The organism is Psychrobacter sp. T6-5, from assembly GCF_052258485.2.
Lineage (GTDB): Bacteria > Pseudomonadota > Gammaproteobacteria > Pseudomonadales > Moraxellaceae > Psychrobacter.
On record NZ_JBQQEY020000001.1, the window covers coordinates 2,629,468 to 2,650,657 of the forward strand.

At 44.1% G+C, this 21,190-nt stretch carries 20 protein-coding genes; 10 read left to right on the forward strand and 10 right to left on the reverse strand.

Going from position 1 to position 21,190, the window contains the following annotated elements; translation table 11 throughout:
- Position 1 precedes the first annotated feature (1 nt).
- The 7 genes from ACTXGK_RS25845 to ACTXGK_RS25875 all read left to right on the forward strand — a co-directional run bounded on the left by ACTXGK_RS25845 (position 2) and on the right by ACTXGK_RS25875 (position 5,667).
- Positions 2 to 2,749: a toprim domain-containing protein gene (locus ACTXGK_RS25845; RefSeq protein ID WP_443517652.1), complete on the forward strand. Its 2,748-nt coding sequence runs from the start codon at positions 2 to 4 to the stop codon at positions 2,747 to 2,749.
- Between the two features lie 192 nt (positions 2,750 to 2,941).
- Positions 2,942 to 3,220, forward strand: coding sequence for a hypothetical protein (locus ACTXGK_RS25850; protein ID WP_443517651.1), 279 nt, complete (start codon positions 2,942 to 2,944; stop codon positions 3,218 to 3,220).
- Positions 3,217 to 3,585, forward strand: a complete 369-nt coding sequence (locus ACTXGK_RS25855) for a hypothetical protein (protein ID WP_201512324.1) — start codon at positions 3,217 to 3,219, stop codon at positions 3,583 to 3,585. Before ACTXGK_RS25850 ends, ACTXGK_RS25855 begins: the two co-directional genes overlap by 4 nt.
- Positions 3,586 to 3,828: a hypothetical protein gene (locus tag ACTXGK_RS25860; RefSeq protein ID WP_443517649.1), complete on the forward strand. Its 243-nt coding sequence runs from the start codon at positions 3,586 to 3,588 to the stop codon at positions 3,826 to 3,828.
- Positions 3,829 to 4,026 carry a TraR/DksA C4-type zinc finger protein gene (locus ACTXGK_RS25865; RefSeq protein ID WP_160021621.1) on the forward strand — a complete coding sequence of 66 codons (198 nt, stop codon included), beginning with the start codon at positions 3,829 to 3,831 and terminating at the stop codon, positions 4,024 to 4,026.
- A 2-nt stretch (positions 4,027 to 4,028) separates the two neighbouring features.
- Positions 4,029 to 4,295 carry a hypothetical protein gene (locus tag ACTXGK_RS25870; RefSeq protein WP_348653345.1) on the forward strand — a complete coding sequence of 89 codons (267 nt, stop codon included), beginning with the start codon at positions 4,029 to 4,031 and terminating at the stop codon, positions 4,293 to 4,295.
- A gap of 208 nt (positions 4,296 to 4,503) precedes the next feature.
- Entirely contained in the window at positions 4,504 to 5,667 is a 1,164-nt protein-coding gene (locus ACTXGK_RS25875) for a tyrosine-type recombinase/integrase (RefSeq protein WP_443517648.1), read from the forward strand.
- 622 nt (positions 5,668 to 6,289) lie between these two features.
- Here ACTXGK_RS25875 and ACTXGK_RS25880 read toward each other — a convergent pair.
- Entirely contained in the window at positions 6,290 to 7,339 is a 1,050-nt protein-coding gene (locus ACTXGK_RS25880) for a protein kinase domain-containing protein (protein ID WP_443517647.1), read from the reverse strand.
- 63 nt (positions 7,340 to 7,402) lie between these two features.
- Here ACTXGK_RS25880 and ACTXGK_RS25885 point away from each other — a divergent pair, with 63 nt between their 5' ends.
- A complete protein-coding gene (locus ACTXGK_RS25885; RefSeq protein WP_443517646.1) occupies positions 7,403 to 8,347 on the forward strand; it encodes an ATP-binding protein in 945 nt (314 codons plus the stop codon).
- A 42-nt stretch (positions 8,348 to 8,389) separates the two neighbouring features.
- Here the strand turns inward: ACTXGK_RS25885 and ACTXGK_RS25890 are convergent, their stop codons facing one another.
- The 7 genes from ACTXGK_RS25890 to ACTXGK_RS25920 form a co-directional block, all read right to left on the reverse strand.
- Complete coding sequence (locus ACTXGK_RS25890; RefSeq protein ID WP_443517645.1) at positions 8,390 to 9,529, reverse strand: ribonuclease Z; 1,140 nt, start codon at positions 9,527 to 9,529, stop codon at positions 8,390 to 8,392.
- A 32-nt stretch (positions 9,530 to 9,561) separates the two neighbouring features.
- Entirely contained in the window at positions 9,562 to 9,834 is a 273-nt protein-coding gene (locus ACTXGK_RS25895) for a hypothetical protein (RefSeq protein WP_201601324.1), read from the reverse strand.
- Between the two features lie 101 nt (positions 9,835 to 9,935).
- Entirely contained in the window at positions 9,936 to 10,604 is a 669-nt protein-coding gene (locus ACTXGK_RS25900; RefSeq protein WP_443517644.1) for a glutathione S-transferase, read from the reverse strand.
- Positions 10,605 to 10,805: 201 nt separating this feature from the next.
- Entirely contained in the window at positions 10,806 to 11,876 is a 1,071-nt protein-coding gene (gene rarD, locus ACTXGK_RS25905) for an EamA family transporter RarD (RefSeq protein WP_443517643.1), read from the reverse strand.
- A 239-nt stretch (positions 11,877 to 12,115) separates the two neighbouring features.
- A complete protein-coding gene (gene rarD, locus ACTXGK_RS25910; RefSeq protein ID WP_443517642.1) occupies positions 12,116 to 13,186 on the reverse strand; it encodes an EamA family transporter RarD in 1,071 nt (356 codons plus the stop codon).
- Positions 13,187 to 13,327: 141 nt separating this feature from the next.
- Positions 13,328 to 16,135: a DNA gyrase subunit A gene (gyrA, locus tag ACTXGK_RS25915; RefSeq protein ID WP_443517641.1), complete on the reverse strand. Its 2,808-nt coding sequence runs from the start codon at positions 16,133 to 16,135 to the stop codon at positions 13,328 to 13,330.
- A gap of 313 nt (positions 16,136 to 16,448) precedes the next feature.
- Complete coding sequence (locus tag ACTXGK_RS25920; protein ID WP_520883665.1) at positions 16,449 to 16,538, reverse strand: YdcA family protein; 90 nt, start codon at positions 16,536 to 16,538, stop codon at positions 16,449 to 16,451.
- A gap of 174 nt (positions 16,539 to 16,712) precedes the next feature.
- Here ACTXGK_RS25920 and ACTXGK_RS25925 point away from each other — a divergent pair, with 174 nt between their 5' ends.
- Positions 16,713 to 16,994 carry a hypothetical protein gene (locus tag ACTXGK_RS25925; protein ID WP_443517640.1) on the forward strand — a complete coding sequence of 94 codons (282 nt, stop codon included), beginning with the start codon at positions 16,713 to 16,715 and terminating at the stop codon, positions 16,992 to 16,994.
- A 56-nt stretch (positions 16,995 to 17,050) separates the two neighbouring features.
- Positions 17,051 to 17,902, forward strand: a complete 852-nt coding sequence (locus ACTXGK_RS25930; RefSeq protein WP_443517639.1) for a methyltransferase domain-containing protein — start codon at positions 17,051 to 17,053, stop codon at positions 17,900 to 17,902.
- A gap of 33 nt (positions 17,903 to 17,935) precedes the next feature.
- Here ACTXGK_RS25930 and ACTXGK_RS25935 read toward each other — a convergent pair whose 3' ends face one another.
- Entirely contained in the window at positions 17,936 to 19,246 is a 1,311-nt protein-coding gene (locus ACTXGK_RS25935) for an ABC transporter ATP-binding protein (protein ID WP_443517638.1), read from the reverse strand.
- 114 nt (positions 19,247 to 19,360) lie between these two features.
- The gene (locus ACTXGK_RS25940; RefSeq protein WP_443517637.1) at positions 19,361 to 21,037 is read right to left on the reverse strand and encodes an ABC transporter permease; all 1,677 of its coding nucleotides are present in this window, start codon (positions 21,035 to 21,037) and stop codon (positions 19,361 to 19,363) included.
- Positions 21,038 to 21,190: the final 153 nt, after the last annotated feature.

Here is a 21,190-nt window from a genome sequence, read left to right on the forward strand (position 1 = left end):
TATGCAACCCATGCAAGATGATACCCGTAGCGAGCTAATCACTCGCCTCGTACAAGATTATGGTCTTAAATTCTCCAGCGACCGTCAGTTTTTGCGTTATGGCCGCTGCCCATCATGTAATAAAAAAGAACTATTTACCGGTGCAGATGCACCGTGGACGATTCAGTGTGGCCGTGCTAATAAGTGCAATTATCAAGCATCTACTCGTGATATCTACCCTGAAATATTCGCCAATTGGACGAAGAAAAACCCACCAACACCCAGCAACCCAAATGCCACGGCTGACGCTTACCTTCAGTCGGGACGTGGCTTTGATATTGTCAAATGGCAAGGCGCTTACACTCAAGAAGTATTCAAAGATTATAAGACAGGTTTTACTTGCCCAACTGTGCGCTTTAACGTTACTAGCGAAGGAAACACTATTGGTTATTGGCAACGCCTGATTGAACCCGCCGCAGGAATAAAAAAAGCAAGAGTTCAAGACGGTTTTAAGTTTGGGGGTCATGCTTGGTTACCGCCAAAGCTGCACCTACAGCATGGCATCTGGTCATATGTGAAAGAGCTATGGATAGTCGAAGGCATCTTTGACGCCATGGCACTGACTGAGAACGGTCTACATGCTATCAGCAATATCACCGCTGGTAACTTCCCAGCGCATACATTAGCGCAGATCAAAGCGCGAATGATTGAGCTTGGCAAGCCCCTACCCAAGCTGGTAATCGCATTAGATCCTGATAATGCCGGACGCAAAGCCACTGACAAACTGGTAGCTACCGCACGTCAAAACGGTTGGGACGCTACCGCCGCTCAGTCGAGCGAATACAGTAACGGTGATGACTGGAACGACCTACACAAAGCGGGAAAACTTACCAAGTCAGACCTTGAACGCTACCGCTTTTATGGTGAGCTGCTTATTGCTGAGACAGCAAAGGATAAGGCGCTACTGACGTACAACCAGTATGGCACCACTAGCTTTTATATGTTTTTCAATAGTTGCACCTACTGGGTAAAAGTAGACAGCGAGAGCTTTGATAAAGCCAAGCAAATGGATGCAGACAGCGAACCGACAGAGGATCTATTCAATACTGAAGAAGAATTAAAAGAAGCCGTACAGCTATGGCATGACGACTTGATGCAGTCCTGCATGACCGTCACTCAGATCATGAACTGTCAACCGCAGGCTCTTTACTATCAGCAAAACCTGGTCACCGATGAGTCATGGTACTTTTTTCGTATTCGCACACCACAAGCAGACACCAAAAATACCTTTACCGGTAGCCAACTCTCTGCAGCGGGTGAATTTAAAAAGCGCCTATTATCAGTCGCGCCTGGCGTCATCTATCAAGGCAATTCAAAGCAGCTCGACATCATGTTGGGACGCATGATTAACGGTATCAAGACAGTAGAAACCATCGATTTTATCGGCTATAGCAAAGACCATCAGACTTACATTTTTAACGATATCGCTATTCGTCACGGTCAGAGCTACCCGCTCAATGCTGATGATTATTTTGACCTGCCAAATAATAAGAGCCTAAAGACATTAGCGGCCAGTCCAAATATCAGAATCAGTGACCGCCCCAAAGATCCAGCTAACTGGTTGGCAGACATCATATCTGGATGGGGTGTTCAAGGCGTCATTAGTCTAGTCGGCTTCATGGGCAGCTTGTTTGCCCAGCAAGTACGCGACCGTCAAAAGTCCTTTCCTTTTCTAGAAATCGTTGGTGAGCCTGGTACTGGTAAATCAACCCTACTTAGCTTTTTTTGGCGCTTGATAGGTCGTGACGGCTATGAGGGTATCGATCCCAACAAAACCACCAAGGCTGGTCGTCTGCGCTCATTATCACAAACCTCAAATATGCCTAGCGTCTTTATTGAGTCTGACCGTGACGGTGCCGGCACTGGTCGCAATAGCCAGTTCAACTGGGACGAACTAAAAAACCTATATGACGGCGGCACAATTGGTACACGCGGCGTCAAGTCAGCCGGCAACGAAGTCTACGAGCCACCATTCCGCGGCACTATCGTCATCAGTCAAAATTTGCCCGTGGTGGCGTCCAAGGCAGTGCTAAGCCGTATCTGCCACCTATTCTTTGCATTGGACAACCAGACCCGAGATTCTGAAGCAGCAGCCAGACGCATCGAGGCTCTACAGACCGAAGATGTCAGTCATTTTTTAGTCGATATTCTCAAGATGGAAGACAAGATACTGCAGGTGTTTTTTGATACCAAAATAGCGCATGAGAATTGGTTAAAAGATAGCGGTGTCAAAGCTTTCCGTGTTGCTCATTGCCACGCGCAGATACTCGCCATGTTTGATGCGATGAAACTGGTATTGCCAGATTTGCAACGCTTGGACGGGGCCGTTAAGCAGGAAGTATTCAATATGGCAACCGAACGCGATCAGACGCTTGAAACCGAGCATCCGCTCAATATCCAGTTCTTTGATGTACTCGAACGATTGAATGCAGCGCCCAACGCAATCGAAGGTGCTGGTCATCATATCCGCCGTTTGCATATCAACCACAGCAAAAACCCAGAACTATTGGCGATCAGTATGCCAGAGATCTATCAGCTTGCGAATGAGTACCGCTATGACCTACCGCCACAATCAGACATGCACCACGCGCTACGCCAGTCTAGGCAATTCAAGTTTGTGGCAGCAAACAAGACGGTAGCGTCTCAAATCACAGGCCGTAGCATTCGTTGCTGGGTGTTTGAAATGCCTAAAAACCTAAGTCTCACTTAAAAGGAAAATCATATGAGTCAATTTTTTAGATGCCCTCACTGTAGACATCAACATGATACAACTGACTGGTTTGAGTACTGGGCTTATGACGGTGATCATTGGATCGAGGACTGCGAAAAATGTAAGGAAGAGTTCACGGTAAAAGTCAATTTTACGGTCGATTATGAACTAGTAAAGAAAGAGGATTAGCAAATGAACTTAAACAAATTAATGCAAATGGCGATGGAACATCACCAGCAGCAAGAAGCATCAAAGCTTCAGTACAACGCAAGTTTTGAACTATTGGCTTTAACCTTTATCCGAATCATTCCACCAGTCCAACGTGAGCACGAATTAGCTCTTTCCATGCAAGAAGTCATCGCCAACGCTGGCTATCTTGATGACGAGCAAAAAGAGATATTCCTCGAGCTGATGGGTAATGCAAAAAACATAGTTATTGATATGGCAATTAAAACGGAGGCAAGTCGATGAAAGCGTTAACAGGATTTTTTATCAGAAAAAATAAGAACGTGCAGGTTAGATGTCTTGGGCCAGGTCACTGTAGGAATGATCCAGAGAGACTAACAATTAAATTCCTTAATGGTCATACAAAATATATGAGCCAAAAACAGTTTTTTAACGAGTTTATCAACCTTGATGATTTGCTTGCAGAAATAACTGAAGGTAGTCAATGGGAATCTATTGGTAGTCGGCATACGATTCGTGTCACTGATATTAAAGTAAGAATTGGAAGAGTCCTTTTTCGTATAGATGGCGTGCCAAAAGAATACTCATTCAGTAGTACCGATATTTTTAGGTTCAAAGACCTATTTGTACCAGTGCGTGAGGCTAAGTAAATGAACCTAGTCCGCGCCCTATTCCCTTACAACCGTGAAAGCCCTTTACATTGGCTAACCTTCGACACGGTGAGCGGTCAAATGATTGACTGCTCGATGCACCCAACGCACAAGCAGCGAGGCCTCTATCAAGGCAAGCATTACAGTATCAACAAAGACAAGATTGAAATGCGCTGCAAGGTCGAAGTCTACCAAGAACGTAAATACGAAAAATTAACTGAAATCAAAATAGGAATAAACTAAATGAGCGACATTATTGACCGCGCCAACGACCAAGCGCAAGAAGAGTTAGAACGTAACTTAGCCAAGGCTGCACGTTTTGATCAGCCATCACTGGCAGAGTGTATCGATTGTGGCGAAGATATTCCTGAGCGCCGGCAGCGCTTAGGCGGTGTCACCCGCTGTATCGATTGTCAAAACAATATAGAGGGACGGAGGTAGTCATGCCATTACCACTAAGTTTATATCGTTGTCGTGACAGCGTTTGCATAGCAACTGATGAAAGTATGGTCAATGAGCATCTGAACCGTGATCGCATGGGTAGAAAATCCCCAGTAAATAAAATGCCAGAAGGTAGCGTTATCTTACATAACAACAAGCCCTACGGCATAGACGAACTGACCAGACTGGCGCATAAGAAGGCAAAAACAATGAAACTGGATCTAGACAACCCGTTCTCAATCATCATTGATGACAGGTTTATCAAATGAATATACTATGGACAAAAAAACAGCCCTCACAATTGTGAGGGCTGTTTCGTCAAATCATTTGAGCCAAAAGCCCCAAACCAAGAACTTTTAAGTGGCTCAATAGTTACCAAACCAGACCTTTATTATAGCGTCAAATCCGTGTAAAAGCTAGTTATATCAGCATTTTAAGATCTATCTACACACGTTTTTACGCATAGGAGCATCCAAAGTGGCCAGTATTGAACCACTCAAAACCAGTATTCGCATTATTTGGTACATAAACGGTGAAAAAGACAGCGAAACCTTATTAAACACGCCACCAACCGCAGCAAACAAGGCTAACGCCCAAAAAATAGCGGATATGGTTGAGCAACAGATACAAATGGGCATATTCAACCGTGATGCCGTATTCCCATCATCACCAAAGCGACAAGCATCATATTTTGGCTATTACATCCCCGTTTGGGAGAATGCCGAGCAAAGTACAGTCTCCCCAACGACTTGGACGACCTACACCAGCAAAGTGGCCAACCACATCACGCCATACTGGCAAGATAAGCAAATTAGCAAAATCAGTGCTGAAGATGTTGAATATTGGGTATACAAAGTGCTTAGAGTCAATCTATCACCGAAAACGATTGTCGATATACTAGGTTTATGGCGATCCATATGGAGTTACTGGGCACGTCATCAAAAAAACCCTAACGATCCAAGCCAGTACATCAAGCTTAACGCAAAAGACCCAAAAGACATCGAGCCATTCACTCGTGAAGAGATCGCATTGATCATCAATACCGAAACGGACACAACCTTTCGAAACTTATGGACAGTCATGTTATGGTCCGGTCTATCCAGTCATGAGCTAATGCCACTGGCCGTAGAAGATATTGATTTTGATCAGGCAACAGCATATATCAGACGTGGCTTTGTGAAAGGCATTCATAAGGCAACTAAAAACCGGCGACGCAAACGGCAAATCGAACTACTACCGATCGTAGCGAATGCCTTGGACAATCAACGCAAATTGTTAGCCGATCAAACCCCTCAAGCAGTCAAAGTACTTGAGCGAGATAATCACACCTATGAAGAGCAGCATCTAACGTGGCTTTGGTACAACCCGCGCACCGGCAGCCATTACACATACCCTCAGCTTGAAAAACGCTGGAAGCGCCACCTGGATAAATGCGACATACCCTATCGCGCTTTAAACAATGGTCGTCATACTTATGCAAGCCAAGTGCTATCAACGGGCATTATCAGCGCCGAATGGTTAGCCAATCAACTGGGACACGTAAATACAGACATGATCCACAAACACTATGCAAAGTTTATTCCCAGTGACACGCGCCATATTATCCGCAACTTAGCCAATGCACTAGACAACAGCCAATAATGCAATCAGCAAAAAGCCCTAAATATAGGGCTTTTTTTATACCTCATTTATAGGTTTAAGTAATAAAATACCACAGGGGTAGCAATAGAAGGTAATCATAGTAATAGCTTAATAAATCAGATATAAGTATTTGATATTATTATTATTTATAAATACCTTAATATAGTAATTAAAAGTAATTATTATTACATATATAGTATAAGTATATGATTTATATATATTTTATAGTTTCTTGATTAATACCTTTTAGCTGTGTATTGGATTACTTAATAATTACCTCTAAATTACATAAAAAACCTAATAAAATCAATATGATTACCTATATTACCTAGTTTGCATACCACCCCAGAAAATTTAAAAACATCAAAATAAGATGGTGCGCTGGACACGCTCACGATCTGCTTATATCTTACGTGGGATTACTATGGGATAGCTCTACCTGATTAACTCAACACTACATTCTAACAATATCATGTACTTAACAATCCCAAAACCCTGAAATTAATAATCATAGAGGTTTCGAGTCTCTCCAGCCCCACCATTTTCGGATAGTACATCTTAGACCAAATATTAAAGCCTGCTTTTAGCAGGTTTTTTTGTGTCTGTCATTTAGCATTTCTAGTTATAATTTTTCTAACTCCCCTAATACAGCTTCCATACTTTGATACCTTTTCTCTACTCGCTTCGCCAATACATTATCTACGATACTTTGATAGCAAATATACTCTAACGGTAATTTTGGAATAGGCTGTTGGCAGTGCTGAATGGCCCAATCTGTCATTGGTTGCTGACTTTGAGGGTCTATATTAAATGGTCGCTTCCCTATCAGTATCTCAACCATCATGATACCGAAGGCATAGATGTCACTTTGTATCATTGCTCTTTGTCCTTGCCAGCGCTCAGGTGCCAAATATGCTGGTGTTCCGCCAGAAAAACTTATTGCGTTTGGTTGATCATTTCTTTGGGCTAATGCAAAATCGGTCAATAGTAAGTCAGGCACTATACAATCACTGTCAGCGTGAGTCATTAGATTATCACTGAGCAAGATATTACTGGGTTTAATATCATTATGAAGCCAGCCAGCGTTGTGTAGGTTGCAGACTAAATGAGCAGACTCTTTGATCAAGTTATGTTTTTGATTGTCCGTTAACGCTAAATAGTGATTCAACAGCTTAGCTAAGCTGCCGTTTTTATAATGCGGCATGACCAATACCGTTAACTGCTGGCTTTGTCCTAATGTATCGATCTCTACATTGTGATGGGCCAATAGAGGTGGTGTGATAGAGCTAACTTGCGTTTTCTGCAAAGTATATAACGCTTGCAACACGCTTATTTCATGAGTTAAATCTGAGACACTTTGAAGTCTATCTGAAGTGGCGCACAGCTCCCATTTAATCATCACACTACCATACTCTAGATGGCGTGCACGCGTTAGACCTTGATAGTAACCTTGCTTGCTGCGTTGTTTGGTAATTTGCGTGTGACTCTCTTGGGTTTGTTCTGCCCCTTTCTCTATTTGTTGCTGACTGATACGCTGATGCACTATTTTACTATATGCTCGCTCTGACAATGCTTGGGTGATGACTGGTAATAGTTGTCCAGATTGTACTTGCAAGGCTTGTGTAATAGGCAAATTACTGGCACTATTTTTCAAAGTATCATCTCTCATCATATTATAGAGTCGCAATCGCGCACTATCGTTTTACCCAACCGCCACTTTACCGCTAGAGTCATTATGTCACAGTCTAACAACTACGCCCTGCCCGCCCCTTTATTAGCGTTGCTCAGTCAGTATCTGCAAGAACACGTCACACCTACCATTGAGATTGACCCAAGCCAGCTTGCGTATCGCTGGGTCGGTGGACGTACTGGTCACCTGCAGCCTTTGTCTGTCAATCTATTTTTGAGCTTGGAGGATTTGCAAGGTATTGATGTGCAAAAAGCAAAGCTGGTACAAAACACCCGCCAGTTCCTAAAAGGCTATCCTGCCAATCACGTCCTGATGACAGGGACACGCGGTGCCGGCAAATCCTCACTGATTCGCGCATTGCTACAAGCCTATCACAGTGAGGGGTTACGGATTATCGAGATTGCGCGTGATGATCTACAGGTGCTAGACAAGATTCGTGCCGCGATTAATGCGCTGCCAGCGGACTGCGCTTGTCGCTATATCGTCTACTGTGATGACTTGGCGTTTAATGGTCAAGATGAGAGTTACCGCGCGCTAAAAAGTGTGCTTGATGGCGCGCTAGACTCTGAGCAAGACAAGCTACTGGTCTATGCCACCAGTAATCGCCGCCGCTTGCTACCACAGATGATGAAGGACAATCTTGATATTTATAATGGGCAGACGGATGAAGTCAATCCTTACGAGACCATTGACGAGACCGTGTCGTTATCAGATCGATTTGGCTTGTCCTTGACCTTTCATCCTATGGATCAGCAGACTTACTTACAGATTGTGCAGCATTATCTAAGTTTAGAGCAACGGAAAATTTCAGCTCGCATTGATACTGATAATGAAATGGATGTGGACGGCGAAAATCTACCTGACAAAATCAGAATGGACGCCTTGCGCTGGGCATCTGAACGCGGTGGACGCTCAGGTCGGGTTGCTTATCAATTCAGTCGTTATTGGAGCGGCAAAACACAATTGGCTATTGAAGACCGTAAATCATAGCCGCTAAGCCATATCTTTAAACTTACCTCTTTACAGTCATGCCTAATTGCTGCGTGCAGAGCCTACATACTGCACGCGACTCTCCTTTTGACTGCTCTCTTGATTATCTGCCAAATCGATAAACCCATTGACGGTATATTGAGCAAAATCTTCTGCCAGCCATAGATTGCCTTGATAGACACTTTGCGCATCTAAGCGGATATATGCCATATTTGGCGTTTCGCTATCTGGATTATCAAAGTTCTGATAACGAGCGCTAAAGTGGGTCAAAATGATGTTTTTCAAGCTCATCTTTTGCGCAAATGTGCCCACTATGTGCGCGCTGCTATGCATGGGATCAAAATCAGGGTTGCGGGCTTGAATAGCCATCATGACCTCGTGCGTATAAGTGGCCTCATGCACCAACAAATCCGCATCCATAACTGCTTCACTCAAACACTCTGGCGTGTCATTGTCCCCTGCTATTACTACTTTTGTCCGCTGCACATCATCATGAATATAGTCTGCTGAATGCAAGTGCTGACCATCCTCAGTGATGACATTTTCACCTTGTTGTAGCTTGCCCCACAGCGCACTTGCTGGGATACCATTTGCTACGAGCTTATCCGTGTTAAGCGTGCGACGGCTGATGGTCTGCGTGATACCAAATCCATGAGATGGCACACGGTGCGATAACGGATAAACCTCTATCATCAGCTGATGTTGATTATCCAAGTCAATTTTTACTTTACTCTTATTGTCTTCTTGCGACAACAGATCCTCTATCGACACAAAGTTGAGGGTAAATGGCAGATATAGTTCAGTATGTAGGATAAAGGCATCAAGCAGCGCCGAGATGGCTTTTGGTGCGATGAGCGTCAATGGCTCACGGCGACCTGACATCGCGGCACTCGCCAGCAGCCCTGGCAGGCCATAACAGTGGTCGCCATGGACGTGCGTAATACAAATAGCCGTCAATTGACGTAAGGAGAGCTTGGTATGCAGTAATTGCTGCTGTGTGCCTTCGCCGCAATCAATGAGCAGCCACGGGCGCGACTTTTTATTTTGACTGTTGCTATGCGGCTGGTTGCCTTTTGATGAACCAGACGCATGAGGATTCAAACACTCGATTGCCAAAGCAGTCACATTGCGCTGCTTGGTTGGCACGCCTGCGGAGGTGCCCAAAAAGGTTAATTTTAGCATAGGTCATGTCTTCTATTTATCAGAGGCATGGGTTAGGACCGTTGGCATATCATGGTTTTTTGACCGTCAACCATTTGTCCACCATTGGCTGTACATTCATTGACCATATTAGATTCATAAGATTTCCAGCCACCATAAAAACTAGCGGCACACAAAATCACAACCAGCAGCTTCTGTGACCAAGATTTGATAGATACTTGCTGGTTATCAACCGTTTGCTTGCTTTGCAAGTTCTGATCTAGCGACTGCTTAGCATCTGTGTCTTTCTTTGTTTTTGCATGATGCGATGTATTCAAGTCTGTCATTGTTTTATCCTAAAAAAGGCTTTGCTTATGAATAAACAAAACCTTTTATCTAATATCACCTCAAGCATTGAGAGGTGTTTAAGTGTTTATACAAGTATCTTTTAAAACTGCGGTGTTCCGCCCTTTGCCTCAGCACGCTTAAAAGCGGGGCGTTCTTGACAGCGTTTGAGCCAGTTCAATAGATTGGCGTATTTAGATTGATCCATACCTGCACGCGCATTAGATGCGGCGACTACGATATACATTTGAATATCAGCGGCACTAAACGTCTCCCCTGCAAACCAGTGACTATTTTGTAGATGCTGCTCCATCAGATTTAAGTTGTTGATAATATTGTTGTTGATCATGCCATCTTCAACTTGTTTACGAATACCTTTACTGATCGGCTTGATGAGCATAGGCGATCGTTCAACGACTTTACTAAATACCAGACGCATGACTAATTGTGGCATCGCCGTGGCTTCGGCAAAATGCAACCAAAAAGTATAATCTTCCCACGCCGCTTCATTATCATCAGCGGGCTTAAACTGATGTTCTTTATCATAGTGTCTGAGCAAATATTCGATGATAAAACCTGACTCAGCCAAAGCGCGATCACCCACTTCAAGCACCGGCGTGTGACCAAGCGGATGCACTTTTTTTAAGCTCTCAGGTGCAAGATACGCCTTAGTACGCTCATAGGTTGTCAGCTCATAATCCAGCTCCAACTCTTCTAGTAGCCATAAAATACGAAACGAGCGCGAATTGTTTAAATGATGCAAAGTTAACATAAACCGTCCTAGTTATATATTGTTTTAAATCAGCCATAATCTCTTAGATATGGCGCCACGTTTTGAATTAAACATGACACCACTGTTCTCGATAATAGCGTAATTTTTGCCCCTTTGACACTGCAACTTTGTAGAACTGTGACGAAAGTACGGCCTGACAAGTCAGCTCTACATATATCTAGGACACGGTCATCATCCGCATTATTCTACATGTAGTGCTTCAATCTTGCGCGTCATCTTATCTATCTTTTGCTGATATTTTTTGATTTGGCGAAAGCGGTGCGCAATTAGCACGCCTTTGATACGGCGATTTTTGAGACGGCGGCGCGGTGGAAAACTGCCCACTTGTGGCTCATTGTAGCCATGTAAACGGTCTTCACGTTTGCGCGCCAGATAACCAAGGGCGCTATCAGCAATCATAATCAGCAGTGCGATAAAAATCATACTATACATCAGCATGGAGCCGCCTTCATGTAAGTTGCGATCCAAAATCGCAATCGAAAATATGAATAAAAATACTGGCTCAAGGTAGCACAAAGTCCCAAACAACGAGACAGGTAGCTTTTGACTCGCGACCATCGTCAGTGACATCGCAGCAGTACTGATGATGCCCAATAATGGCAACAGATACCAAAGCTTATGGTTGGTGATTGCCACCTCAAAACCGCCATTCATATATAGCGCAACCAGTACGACTGGTAGCAGCAATACAAGATCAGAGATCAAGCCTGTGATAGGTGGTACGGCCAGTTTACGACGCAGCAAGTAGTACGGCGGATAACCCAAGCACACAAACAAAGTCGCCCAAGAGATTGCGCCATACTCAAAGATATCGTAAGCAATACCAAGACCTGCACATATAATCGCAGCCCACTGTAGCAAGCTCATGTCTTCATTATAAAAAAAGCGACCAACCACGATCATGATCATCGGGTATAAGAAGTAGCCCAACGTCACCTCAAGCCCCAAGCCATTGACCGGTGCCCACATAAACATCCAGATTTGCGCACCCAAAATCGGAGTGGGTAATATAAATAAAAACCACTCTTTTGCGTTTTTTAGTGTTTTTAGATAATCAAAAATATGCTGCCACTGCTTTAGCACACTCACTAGCAGCACCAGACTAAAAAACATCGTCAGCACACGCCACGAAGCAACTTGCGTACCTGATAACGGTTGCAACAGCAAACCAAATAGGAACAGCAATGAGTATAAAAAATTTGCAGCCACAGCAGTGATCGTACCCTGCGAGGTTTGGTTAGTAGTCAACATCACAACAGCCTTTAGAGATGGGGGCACATCCTTTGCAATTTTAAAAAAAAACAAAAGCCTCAGACGATAACGTCTGAGGCTTTTGCATATAAGGTCGTCGCGCAATCTAAGATAAACGCTTTTAATGTATCTTGCTACATCATGGGCCGCATTATGTCAAAGTCGGCATAGATAAGCAATGCTACTGTGCATCTAGTGCATTAATTTCTACATCCAGTAAATTTAATGTATATAAGTGCTTATTTTGCATCAAGTTGTTCGAGTTTTTGCTGTATCTTATCCATCTTTTTTTGATAACGACGAATTTTGCGAAAGCGATGCGCTTTTAGCACACCATCGATACGCTGATTGATAAAATGACGACGCGGCGGAAAGCCGCCAATCTGAAGCTCTCTATATCCATGCAAGCGGTCATTACGCTGACGAACGAGATAGCCTATCGCACTATCGATTATCATGACTACTAGAGCAAGTGTAATCATGCCGTACATAAAGAGCGAGCCACCTTCATCAAGACTTTGACTCAGAACGGTAATGGACAACACAAATAATAGCAGCGGCTCGATATAACTCAGTGCCCCAAATAACGAGACCGGCAACTTGCTACTCGCAATCATCGTCAGGGACATTGCTAGTGCACTAAATGCACCCAGCAATGGCAGTAGGTACCAAAACTTCATATTTTGTGCCGCCACACTAAAACCACCAGTGAGATAAAGCATGATCAGTACCACTGGCGTCAGCAATGTCAAATCAAACAACAAGCCAGTAATGGGCGGTACAGCAAGCGTGCGGCGCAATAGATAATACGGCGGATAACCCAAACATACAAATAGCGTCACCCAAGACACCGAACCATATTGAAAAATGTCGTAGCCAATACCGAGTGCTGCCAGTATCGCTGCCGCATACTGCAAGACACTCATATTCTCACGGTAAAAAAATCGACCAAGCACAATCATCACAAGTGGCAATAAGAAATAGCCCAAGGTGACATCCAGTCCAAATCCATTCACGGGTGCCCACATAAACAACCAAATCTGGCCGCCCAAGATCGGTGCAGGCAATATAAATATTAGCCATTCTTTCAAGGTTTTAAGTGTCTTTATATAATCAAAGACATGCTGCCATTGCTTGGTCAAACTGAGCAAGATGACCAAACTTAACAACATCATCAGCACTCGCCATGAGGCTACCTGTGTCCCCGTTAAGGGCAGCATAAATAGCCCAAACAAAAACATCATCGAGAATAAAAAGCTCGACGATACCGCTGCGACAGTTCCCTGAAAAGTTTGATTAGTCGTAAGCATAACAACAGCCTTAAAAGTAAAACCCTGTGTACATTATTAAGAAAAAGTGAATGAAAAATAAAAGCCTCCGACGATAACGTCAGAGGCTTTTTTCTAGGACAATGATCAGAAACTAGACTGAAAAGCTAACTACCAAGACTATTACTCGTCATCGTCTACTGCATCATTATCCAATGTATAATCGTTGGCAATATCGATAACGTCGTTGGCATCGCTCAAAGCGGTATCGTTAGTTGCAGCATCGATATCTATCTGCTCTTGACCTTCTACATCAAACGTCCCATCTTCTTTCATCGCATCGACTAATTCATCATCGCCCTCTTCGTGCTCAACACGCGCCATAGCGACTAATTTTTCATCTTTTGACAAACGAATGAGCGTGACACCCTGTGTATTACGACCAGAGCTAGCGACATGCTCAACTGGCGTACGTACTAGCGTTCCTTTGTCAGAGATTAAAATAATGTCATCGGTAGCGTCAACCTTAGTCGCTCGTACCAATGCGCCATTACGCTCACTGGTCTTAATGGCGATTACACCGCCACCGCCACGGTTTTGCGTATTAAACTCTTCGATAAGGGTACGCTTACCAAAGCCGTTTTCACAAGCAATCAAGATTTCATGTACATCATCTTCGATAACGACCAATGATTTGATAAATTCATCAGTAGCCAAACGCATACCGCGGACGCCTTTCGCCGTACGGCCCATCGCGCGAGCATCATTCTCATCAAAACGAATCGCTTTACCACTTGAAGCAAACAACATCACTTCTTGGCTACCATTAGTAATGCGAGCGCTGACCAATTTATCACCATCTTCTAGACCAACCGCAATCAAGCCGTTCGAACGAATATTGGCAAACTGCTTCAGCTCTACGCGCTTCACTGTACCATTAGCCGTGGCAAAGAATACGAAAGGTGGCTCTGCTTGATTGCTATCTTCTACCGAATCGTCATCATTGCTATGCTCTGATACCTCAGCTACTACTGATGTATCTTCTACAATTTTTGGAATTGGCAATATCGTCGTAACGGTTTCGTCGCTATTTAAACCAATCAAATTAACCAATGGACGACCACGAGCACCGCGACTGGCAATTGGCACTTCAAATCCGCGTAAGCTAAAGACACGCCCGCTGTCCGTGAAACACAAAACAGTCGAATGGGTTGATGTCACGACTAAATGGTCAATCACATCATCTTCTTTCATCGCGGTTGCAGACTTACCTTTACCGCCACGTTTTTGCGCGACATAATCATCAATCGGCTGAGTCTTGGCATAGCCAGTACGCGACACCGTCATCACAACAGTCTGCTCAGGAATAAGGTCTTCGCGGTTGAAATCCATACGTGAGTCGATGATGTCGGTACGACGCTCATCACCAAAGTTATCACGAATCTCAATCATCTCATTAGAGATAATAGTCATTAGCTTATCAAAATCGCCAAGGATAGATTCTAAATGCGCGATTTCACGCAGTAAGTCTTGGTACTCTTCGGTCAATTTGTCCTGCTCAAGACCCGTCAAGCGATGCAATTGCATGTCTAAAATGGCATTGACCTGCTCAAGTGATAAGCGATAGCGCTCTTTGCCCTCGATCAGACCAAACGGCGCTTTAGGATCTTCGCCTTCGATAAACTCGGGGCGTACAGACTGACTACCAGCAGCGGTAAGCATCGCAACGACACTGCCTGAGCCCCACGTGTTGTTCAATAGGCTTTCGCGTGCCAATCCACGGTTTGCTGACGCTTTAATCGTCGCAATAATTTCATCGATATTGGCTAGTGCAACCGTTAAACCTTCGAGCAGGTGGCCACGAACACGGGCTTTGTTCAATTCATAAATCGTACGGCGAGTCACCACTTCTTGACGATGACGGACAAATGCAGCGATAAGCTGACGTAGAGTCAATAGCTTTGGCTGACCATTATCGAGCGCGACCATATTGATACTAAAACTAGACTCAAGCGGCGTTTGCAAGAACAAGTTATTAACAATAACTTCGGCAGTCTCGCCGCGACGTAAGTCAATAGCGATACGCATACCGTCTTTATCAGACTCATCACGAATCTCGCTAATGCCTTCGATTTTCTTATCACGAACCAGCTCTGCAATACGCTCGATTAGTTTGGCTTTATTGGCCTGATAAGGGACTTCGGTAAATACAATACGCTCGCGGTCACGGTTGACACCAGTATTACTCATCGGCTCAATATGATAACGACCACGAATATGCAGACGACCTTTACCCGTACGATAAGCATCTAAAATGCCAGCGCGACCATAGATAATACCGCCGGTAGGGAAATCAGGGCCTGAGATGTGTGACATCAGCTCTTCAGCTGAGACTTGTGGGTTTTCAGCATAGGCAAGACAAGCATTGATCACTTCGGTCAGATTGTGCGGTGCCATATTGGTCGCCATACCAACAGCAATACCTGTCGCGCCATTGACCAACAGGTTAGGAATACGCGCTGGCATCACGCTTGGCATGCGCTCAGAGCCGTCGTAGTTGTCTTCCCAATCGACCGTGTCTTTGTCCAAGTCTGCCAGCATCTGGTGAGTCAGCTTGGTCATACGTACTTCAGTATAACGCATCGCTGCCGGAGGATCATCATCGATCGAACCGAAGTTACCTTGACCATCAACCATTGGGTAGCGCAAGCTAAAATCCTGCGCCATACGTACGATGGCGTCATACACTGCACTATCGCCATGTGGATGGTACTTACCGATCACATCACCGACCACACGTGCTGATTTTTTATACGGTTTATTATAGTCGTTTGATAGCACGTGCATGGCATACATCACGCGGCGGTGTACAGGTTTGAACCCATCACGCACATCAGGCAGCGCACGCGAGACGATCACGCTCATCGCATAATCCAAATACGACTGCTTTAGTTCATCTACGATGCCAATAGGACTGACCGATTCGCTCATATACACTCCTTCACTCACATTTTTTTCTAGCGTTGACACATCGCTTATGGCACCCATAGATCATATAAAAATACTGCCACATAAATGGGCAGTCATGACCAAAATACATACCATAAAAAAACACTGCTACACGTGCAAAACAATAGGAAAATAGCGATAGTTTTAATGTTTAATAAAAGAAGCTATTTTAGCACAAATTTGCTGATTTAGGGGGTTCTGGCTACCATTAAAATCAAGCCAAGCGGTTCATTCACAGTGATATTTTGAATTATTGACACACATTAAAATAATTTTAGTAGCAGGTTTTTTTTGATTAACTGATTTTGCTATTTTTGCAAACAAACTTACCATCTGCGAAACAATGAGATACTCCGCCCATTCTACCTGAACAGAGCCTACCAATTGTTCTAACATGAGCTAATGGTTTTCATAACCGTACTATTTTCATAAGTATATTATGGTTCAAATCATGTCAATGAAGCTATTTTTTTAGTGACGCTGGACAAAAAAATCCTAAGCGTTACACTAACTCATCTTTTATAGAACTCAAATAACGACCTAACAGGCTGCTTTTATTATGGATATCATTCTTGCGATTATTTGGATTTTAGCAATGGTGCTATATAGCTTTTCGAGCGATTATGTTGCTAGCTTTCCTAATCATAACAATCGCGCTGTACCCTATGTCCGTTGGGGAACACTTTTAGTCGCTATGGCTTTATCAGCATATTTAGCAAAAGCCTATCAAGAAAACCTACAAGGCAACGGTATGTGGGTATTTGTTATCGTCGTATTTGTCATTATTGTTTTAGCCAAGGTCGTTTTTAAATGGGTCATTAATAGACGTTTGAAACGCTAGGCTATACTGAATATTTTTATTGCTCTCAACCTCTCATCTATTGATCTGAACGCCTTATGACAACTGAACATCAAAACAACCAACTTGGCCTAAACCAAGCCACAGCGCAAGAAGACACACGTGCCGATCGTAGCTTCGATGCCATTGCCGATCATTTTGAAAAAAAGGTCTACGGCGGATTAAAGGGAGAGATTAGACTGGCGGTATTACGCCGTGACATTTTTGAATACAGTGCGCAGATGAGTAAGGCCTTAGGACGACCGCTGCGTATCTTAGATGTGGGCGCAGGGCTTGCACAAATTGCCATAGAGCTTGCTACTCAAGGTCATAGCATAGTCATTAATGATATATCAGCAAATATGCTTGAAAAGGCAAAAGCGAGTGCAGAACAAATCGATCAAGCGCTAGACATCACATGGTACGTCTGCCCTTATCAGGCGCTTGAAGAAAAACTGGCTCAGACAGAGACAGAAAAGTTTGATTTGATCATGTCGCACGCGCTACTCGAATGGTTGGCAGAGCCCGCTGCCGTCATGGACTTCTTTGATCAATATCTAACCGATGATGGCGCGCTGTCTTTGTGCTTTTATAACCCTGCAAGCTTTGATTATCGCAACCTCATTATGGGCAACTTTAACTTACTTGATAATACAGACTATAAGGCAGACAACAAAAAAAGTCTGACACCCAATCATCCTGTCGCTAAGGAAGAAGTGGAGTCTTGGCTCAAAGCGCATGATTATCAGACGGTACGCAGCAGTGGTCTACGAGTATTTCATGACTATGCACCGCTTAAGCGTGGCGGTCATAACGACCCAGATGCGGTGATAAGGATGGAGTTACGTTACTCACAGTTAGAGCCATACAAATGGCTTGGAAGATATTTGCATATTTTGGCTAAACGATAAATTTAGACAACCACTCAAAATTTTTGAAGGGTGCTAAACATCCTCATCAACCTTTAGTGATCGATCGTATTCTGACCAAGTGGTGGCATTGACTTCTTTTTCGTCAAATACCACCACATGCTCTAATAACGGCAAAATACCAATATGTGAGCCAATTTCATGATTATGATGGCTGGCAACCAATGACAACACAGTCTGTCCATCATCTAACTGTAGACGGTACAAATAGTTGGCACCGCGAAACACACGTCCAATAACTAAGGCTGTCTGCGTACTATCATCGTCATGGATAATATCATCAGGGCGCACGAGTACCTTGATTGGTGTGCCATTGGGATAATCATACGCGCAATATTGCGGTTGGCCTGACTCATCGTAGACTTCCATACGGCGATAAATATTGCCAAGCGCCGTCTCCACATGGCCTTCTTTGATGATACCGTCTATCATCGCGCCTTCGCCGACGAACTCAGCGACAAAAGGACTGACTGGCTCATGATACAGCTCGCTTGGGGTCGCCCATTGCACAAGCTTACCTTTGTTCATGACCCCAACTTTATCTGCTAACGCAAACGCTTCGTTTTGATCGTGAGTGACCAAGATTGCGGTGGTATTGGTGCGTTTGAGAATATCACGGACATTCATTGCCAAGGATTCGCGTAATACCACGTCTAGGTTAGAAAATGGCTCATCAAGTAGTAGTAATTTAGGCTTCGGTGCAAGCGCCCTTGCAAGCGCCACGCGCTGCTGCTGACCACCAGACAGCTCATTTGGACGTTTATCCGCATGCTCAGTCAGTTCGACTAGGCTTAGCATCTCCGCCACTCGTGCTTTTTTATCAGCAGATGACCATTTATTAAGACCAAAGGCAATGTTTTTTGCCACACTTAAATGACCAAAAAGCGCATAATCTTGAAACACCATCCCCATGCCGCGCTTGGCTGGCGCCACGGCAAATGATTGGCGAGCTGTTTTTTCCGTTAGACGCTGATTGTTTAAATGAATAGTACCGCCGCGGCTTTGCTCTAAACCGGCAATCGCTCGTAAGGCCGTGGTTTTACCGCAGCCGCTATAACCCAAGAAGCATCCAATCTCTCCTTGCTCTAATACTAGAGACATACCATTGACGATGATGGTATCGTCATAGCCAACGATTAAGTTTTGTACGCTAAAATAAGGATTGCTCGCGATAGTGCTCACAGTATCGGCTTGTTCTACAGGCTTGTTATGTTGAGATTGGGCTGTCCGAGTTTGCACTACTGGTGATTGTTTGACAGGAGTAATGCGTGCTCCAGTCTTTACGGACTGAGCGTCTGATGAGTCGTTCATTGAATCAGTGTACATAGACAATCCCAGTTCGCTATTAGTAAATACAATGTTGGATAAAGCAGTAAAAATTATAATATAAATTGGGTCAAGCACCATTAAACATGGCAAATATATACGAAGAAATCGCGGTTAGCTTTGTTTGTCACTTTGACGCAATAGTATCCAAACAGGAAGCAATCCAACCAGTACAATCAATAGGCTCGGTAATGCCGCCCGTCCCCACATGCCTTCGCTTGTCATTTCAAACACGCGTACCGCCAGCGTATCCCAGCCCTGCCGGCGTGTCATCAATGTGATCGGCATCTCTTTCATTACTTCAACAAACCCCATTAACAATGCTGTGAGCACCCCAGGGCTGAGCACCGGTAGCATCACATGACGCCAACGTTGGTAAGCACTGTCACTCAGCAACTTAGCTGCCGCCTCTTGATTGACGGTCAATCGTTGCAACTGCCGATCTACTGGCTGAAAACTTACCGTCATAAAACGCGTCGACAATGCCAATAGCATAACGATGACACTGCCTGAGAGTATTTGCGTCGAGGTAATACCAAAAGCAATCATTTGATTGTCTAGCCACGCAATGGGGATAAAAATACCCACTGCCAATACCGTACCCGGCACAACGTAACCTAAATTGGCCAATGTGGTCATTAGCTTGGTCGATTTATCAGGATATTGCCGCTTTATCCACGCAATAATCACTGCCAAAAAGGCAATAAAAAGCGTGGTCATACTAGCAATCATGAGGCTATTGAGGACAAAATCAATATAACGTGCATCAAAATCTTGGCGAAAGTTTAACGCTGTCCAATAAATCAGCTGCAAAAACGGCACTAAAAAAGCCAGCAAAAATACAAACGTACACAGCAAGCTCATACCTATTTTGGCAGGGGTACTGGCATCAAAACGCTGATTGCTGCCTTGCGTAATCGAACTACCGCGCTTGGCCTGCCAATACTGCTCAAACAGTACTACGATAAAGATCACACCGATGAGCAATGCAGCCAGCTGCGCGGCAGTGGTTAGACTAAAGAAACCAAACCATGCCTTATAAATAGCCGTGGTAAAAGTATCGACATTGAATACCGAAACCGCGCCAAAATCTGCCAATGTTTCCATACTTGCTAGCAATAAGCCACCGATGATCCACGGCAATGCTTGTGGTAATGCCAACCGGAAAAACACACGGCTACGGCTCAAACCTAGCATCTGCCCTGCTTCAATCGCCCTTCTACCTTGCGACAAAAACGCCTGACGTGCCAGCAAATACACATAAGGATAGAATGCCAATGATAAAATGAGACCAGCGCCCCATACATTGCGTATTGAAGGAATCGCTGTCGTGATACCAAAATCGCGCAGCCCTGTCTGTAACGGCCCACTAAAATCAACAATACCAATGGTGACAAATGCCAATACGTAAGCCGGTATGGCAAGCGGCAACATGAGTGCCCATGAAAAAAACCGCTGACCAGGGAAGCGGTACATGCTGGTTATCCAAGCCAAAACCGTACCGATAGTGCCCGATATAACAGTCACCATAAACAACAAAATCGCAGTATTTTTGAGCACTTGTGGCAGTACATATTCTGCCATATGCGTCCAAATGTCTGCGACTGGTTGCGTCCACGATAACAACACAATCAAAATCGGCACCAGCATAAACAACGAAATCAGCCCTAAGACTGATTTCGAGATAATACGTTTACGAAGGGCATGGTCTTGACTGATCGTCTGAGTGTCATTAGCACTGTCATTGACTGTATCGTTTTGACTAACAGACGCATCTGGCGTTGTGATCATAGTATCATTACCGTGTCATACTCACTCATCAAGGCTTTTTAAGCATAGACCAAACTCAAAATCGTCATTACTTTAGCAACTAATTCTTAATGACTTATCTTTAAAGGCTTTTTTTTAAAAACTATTCTTTAAAAACTGTTCTTCAAAAAGATG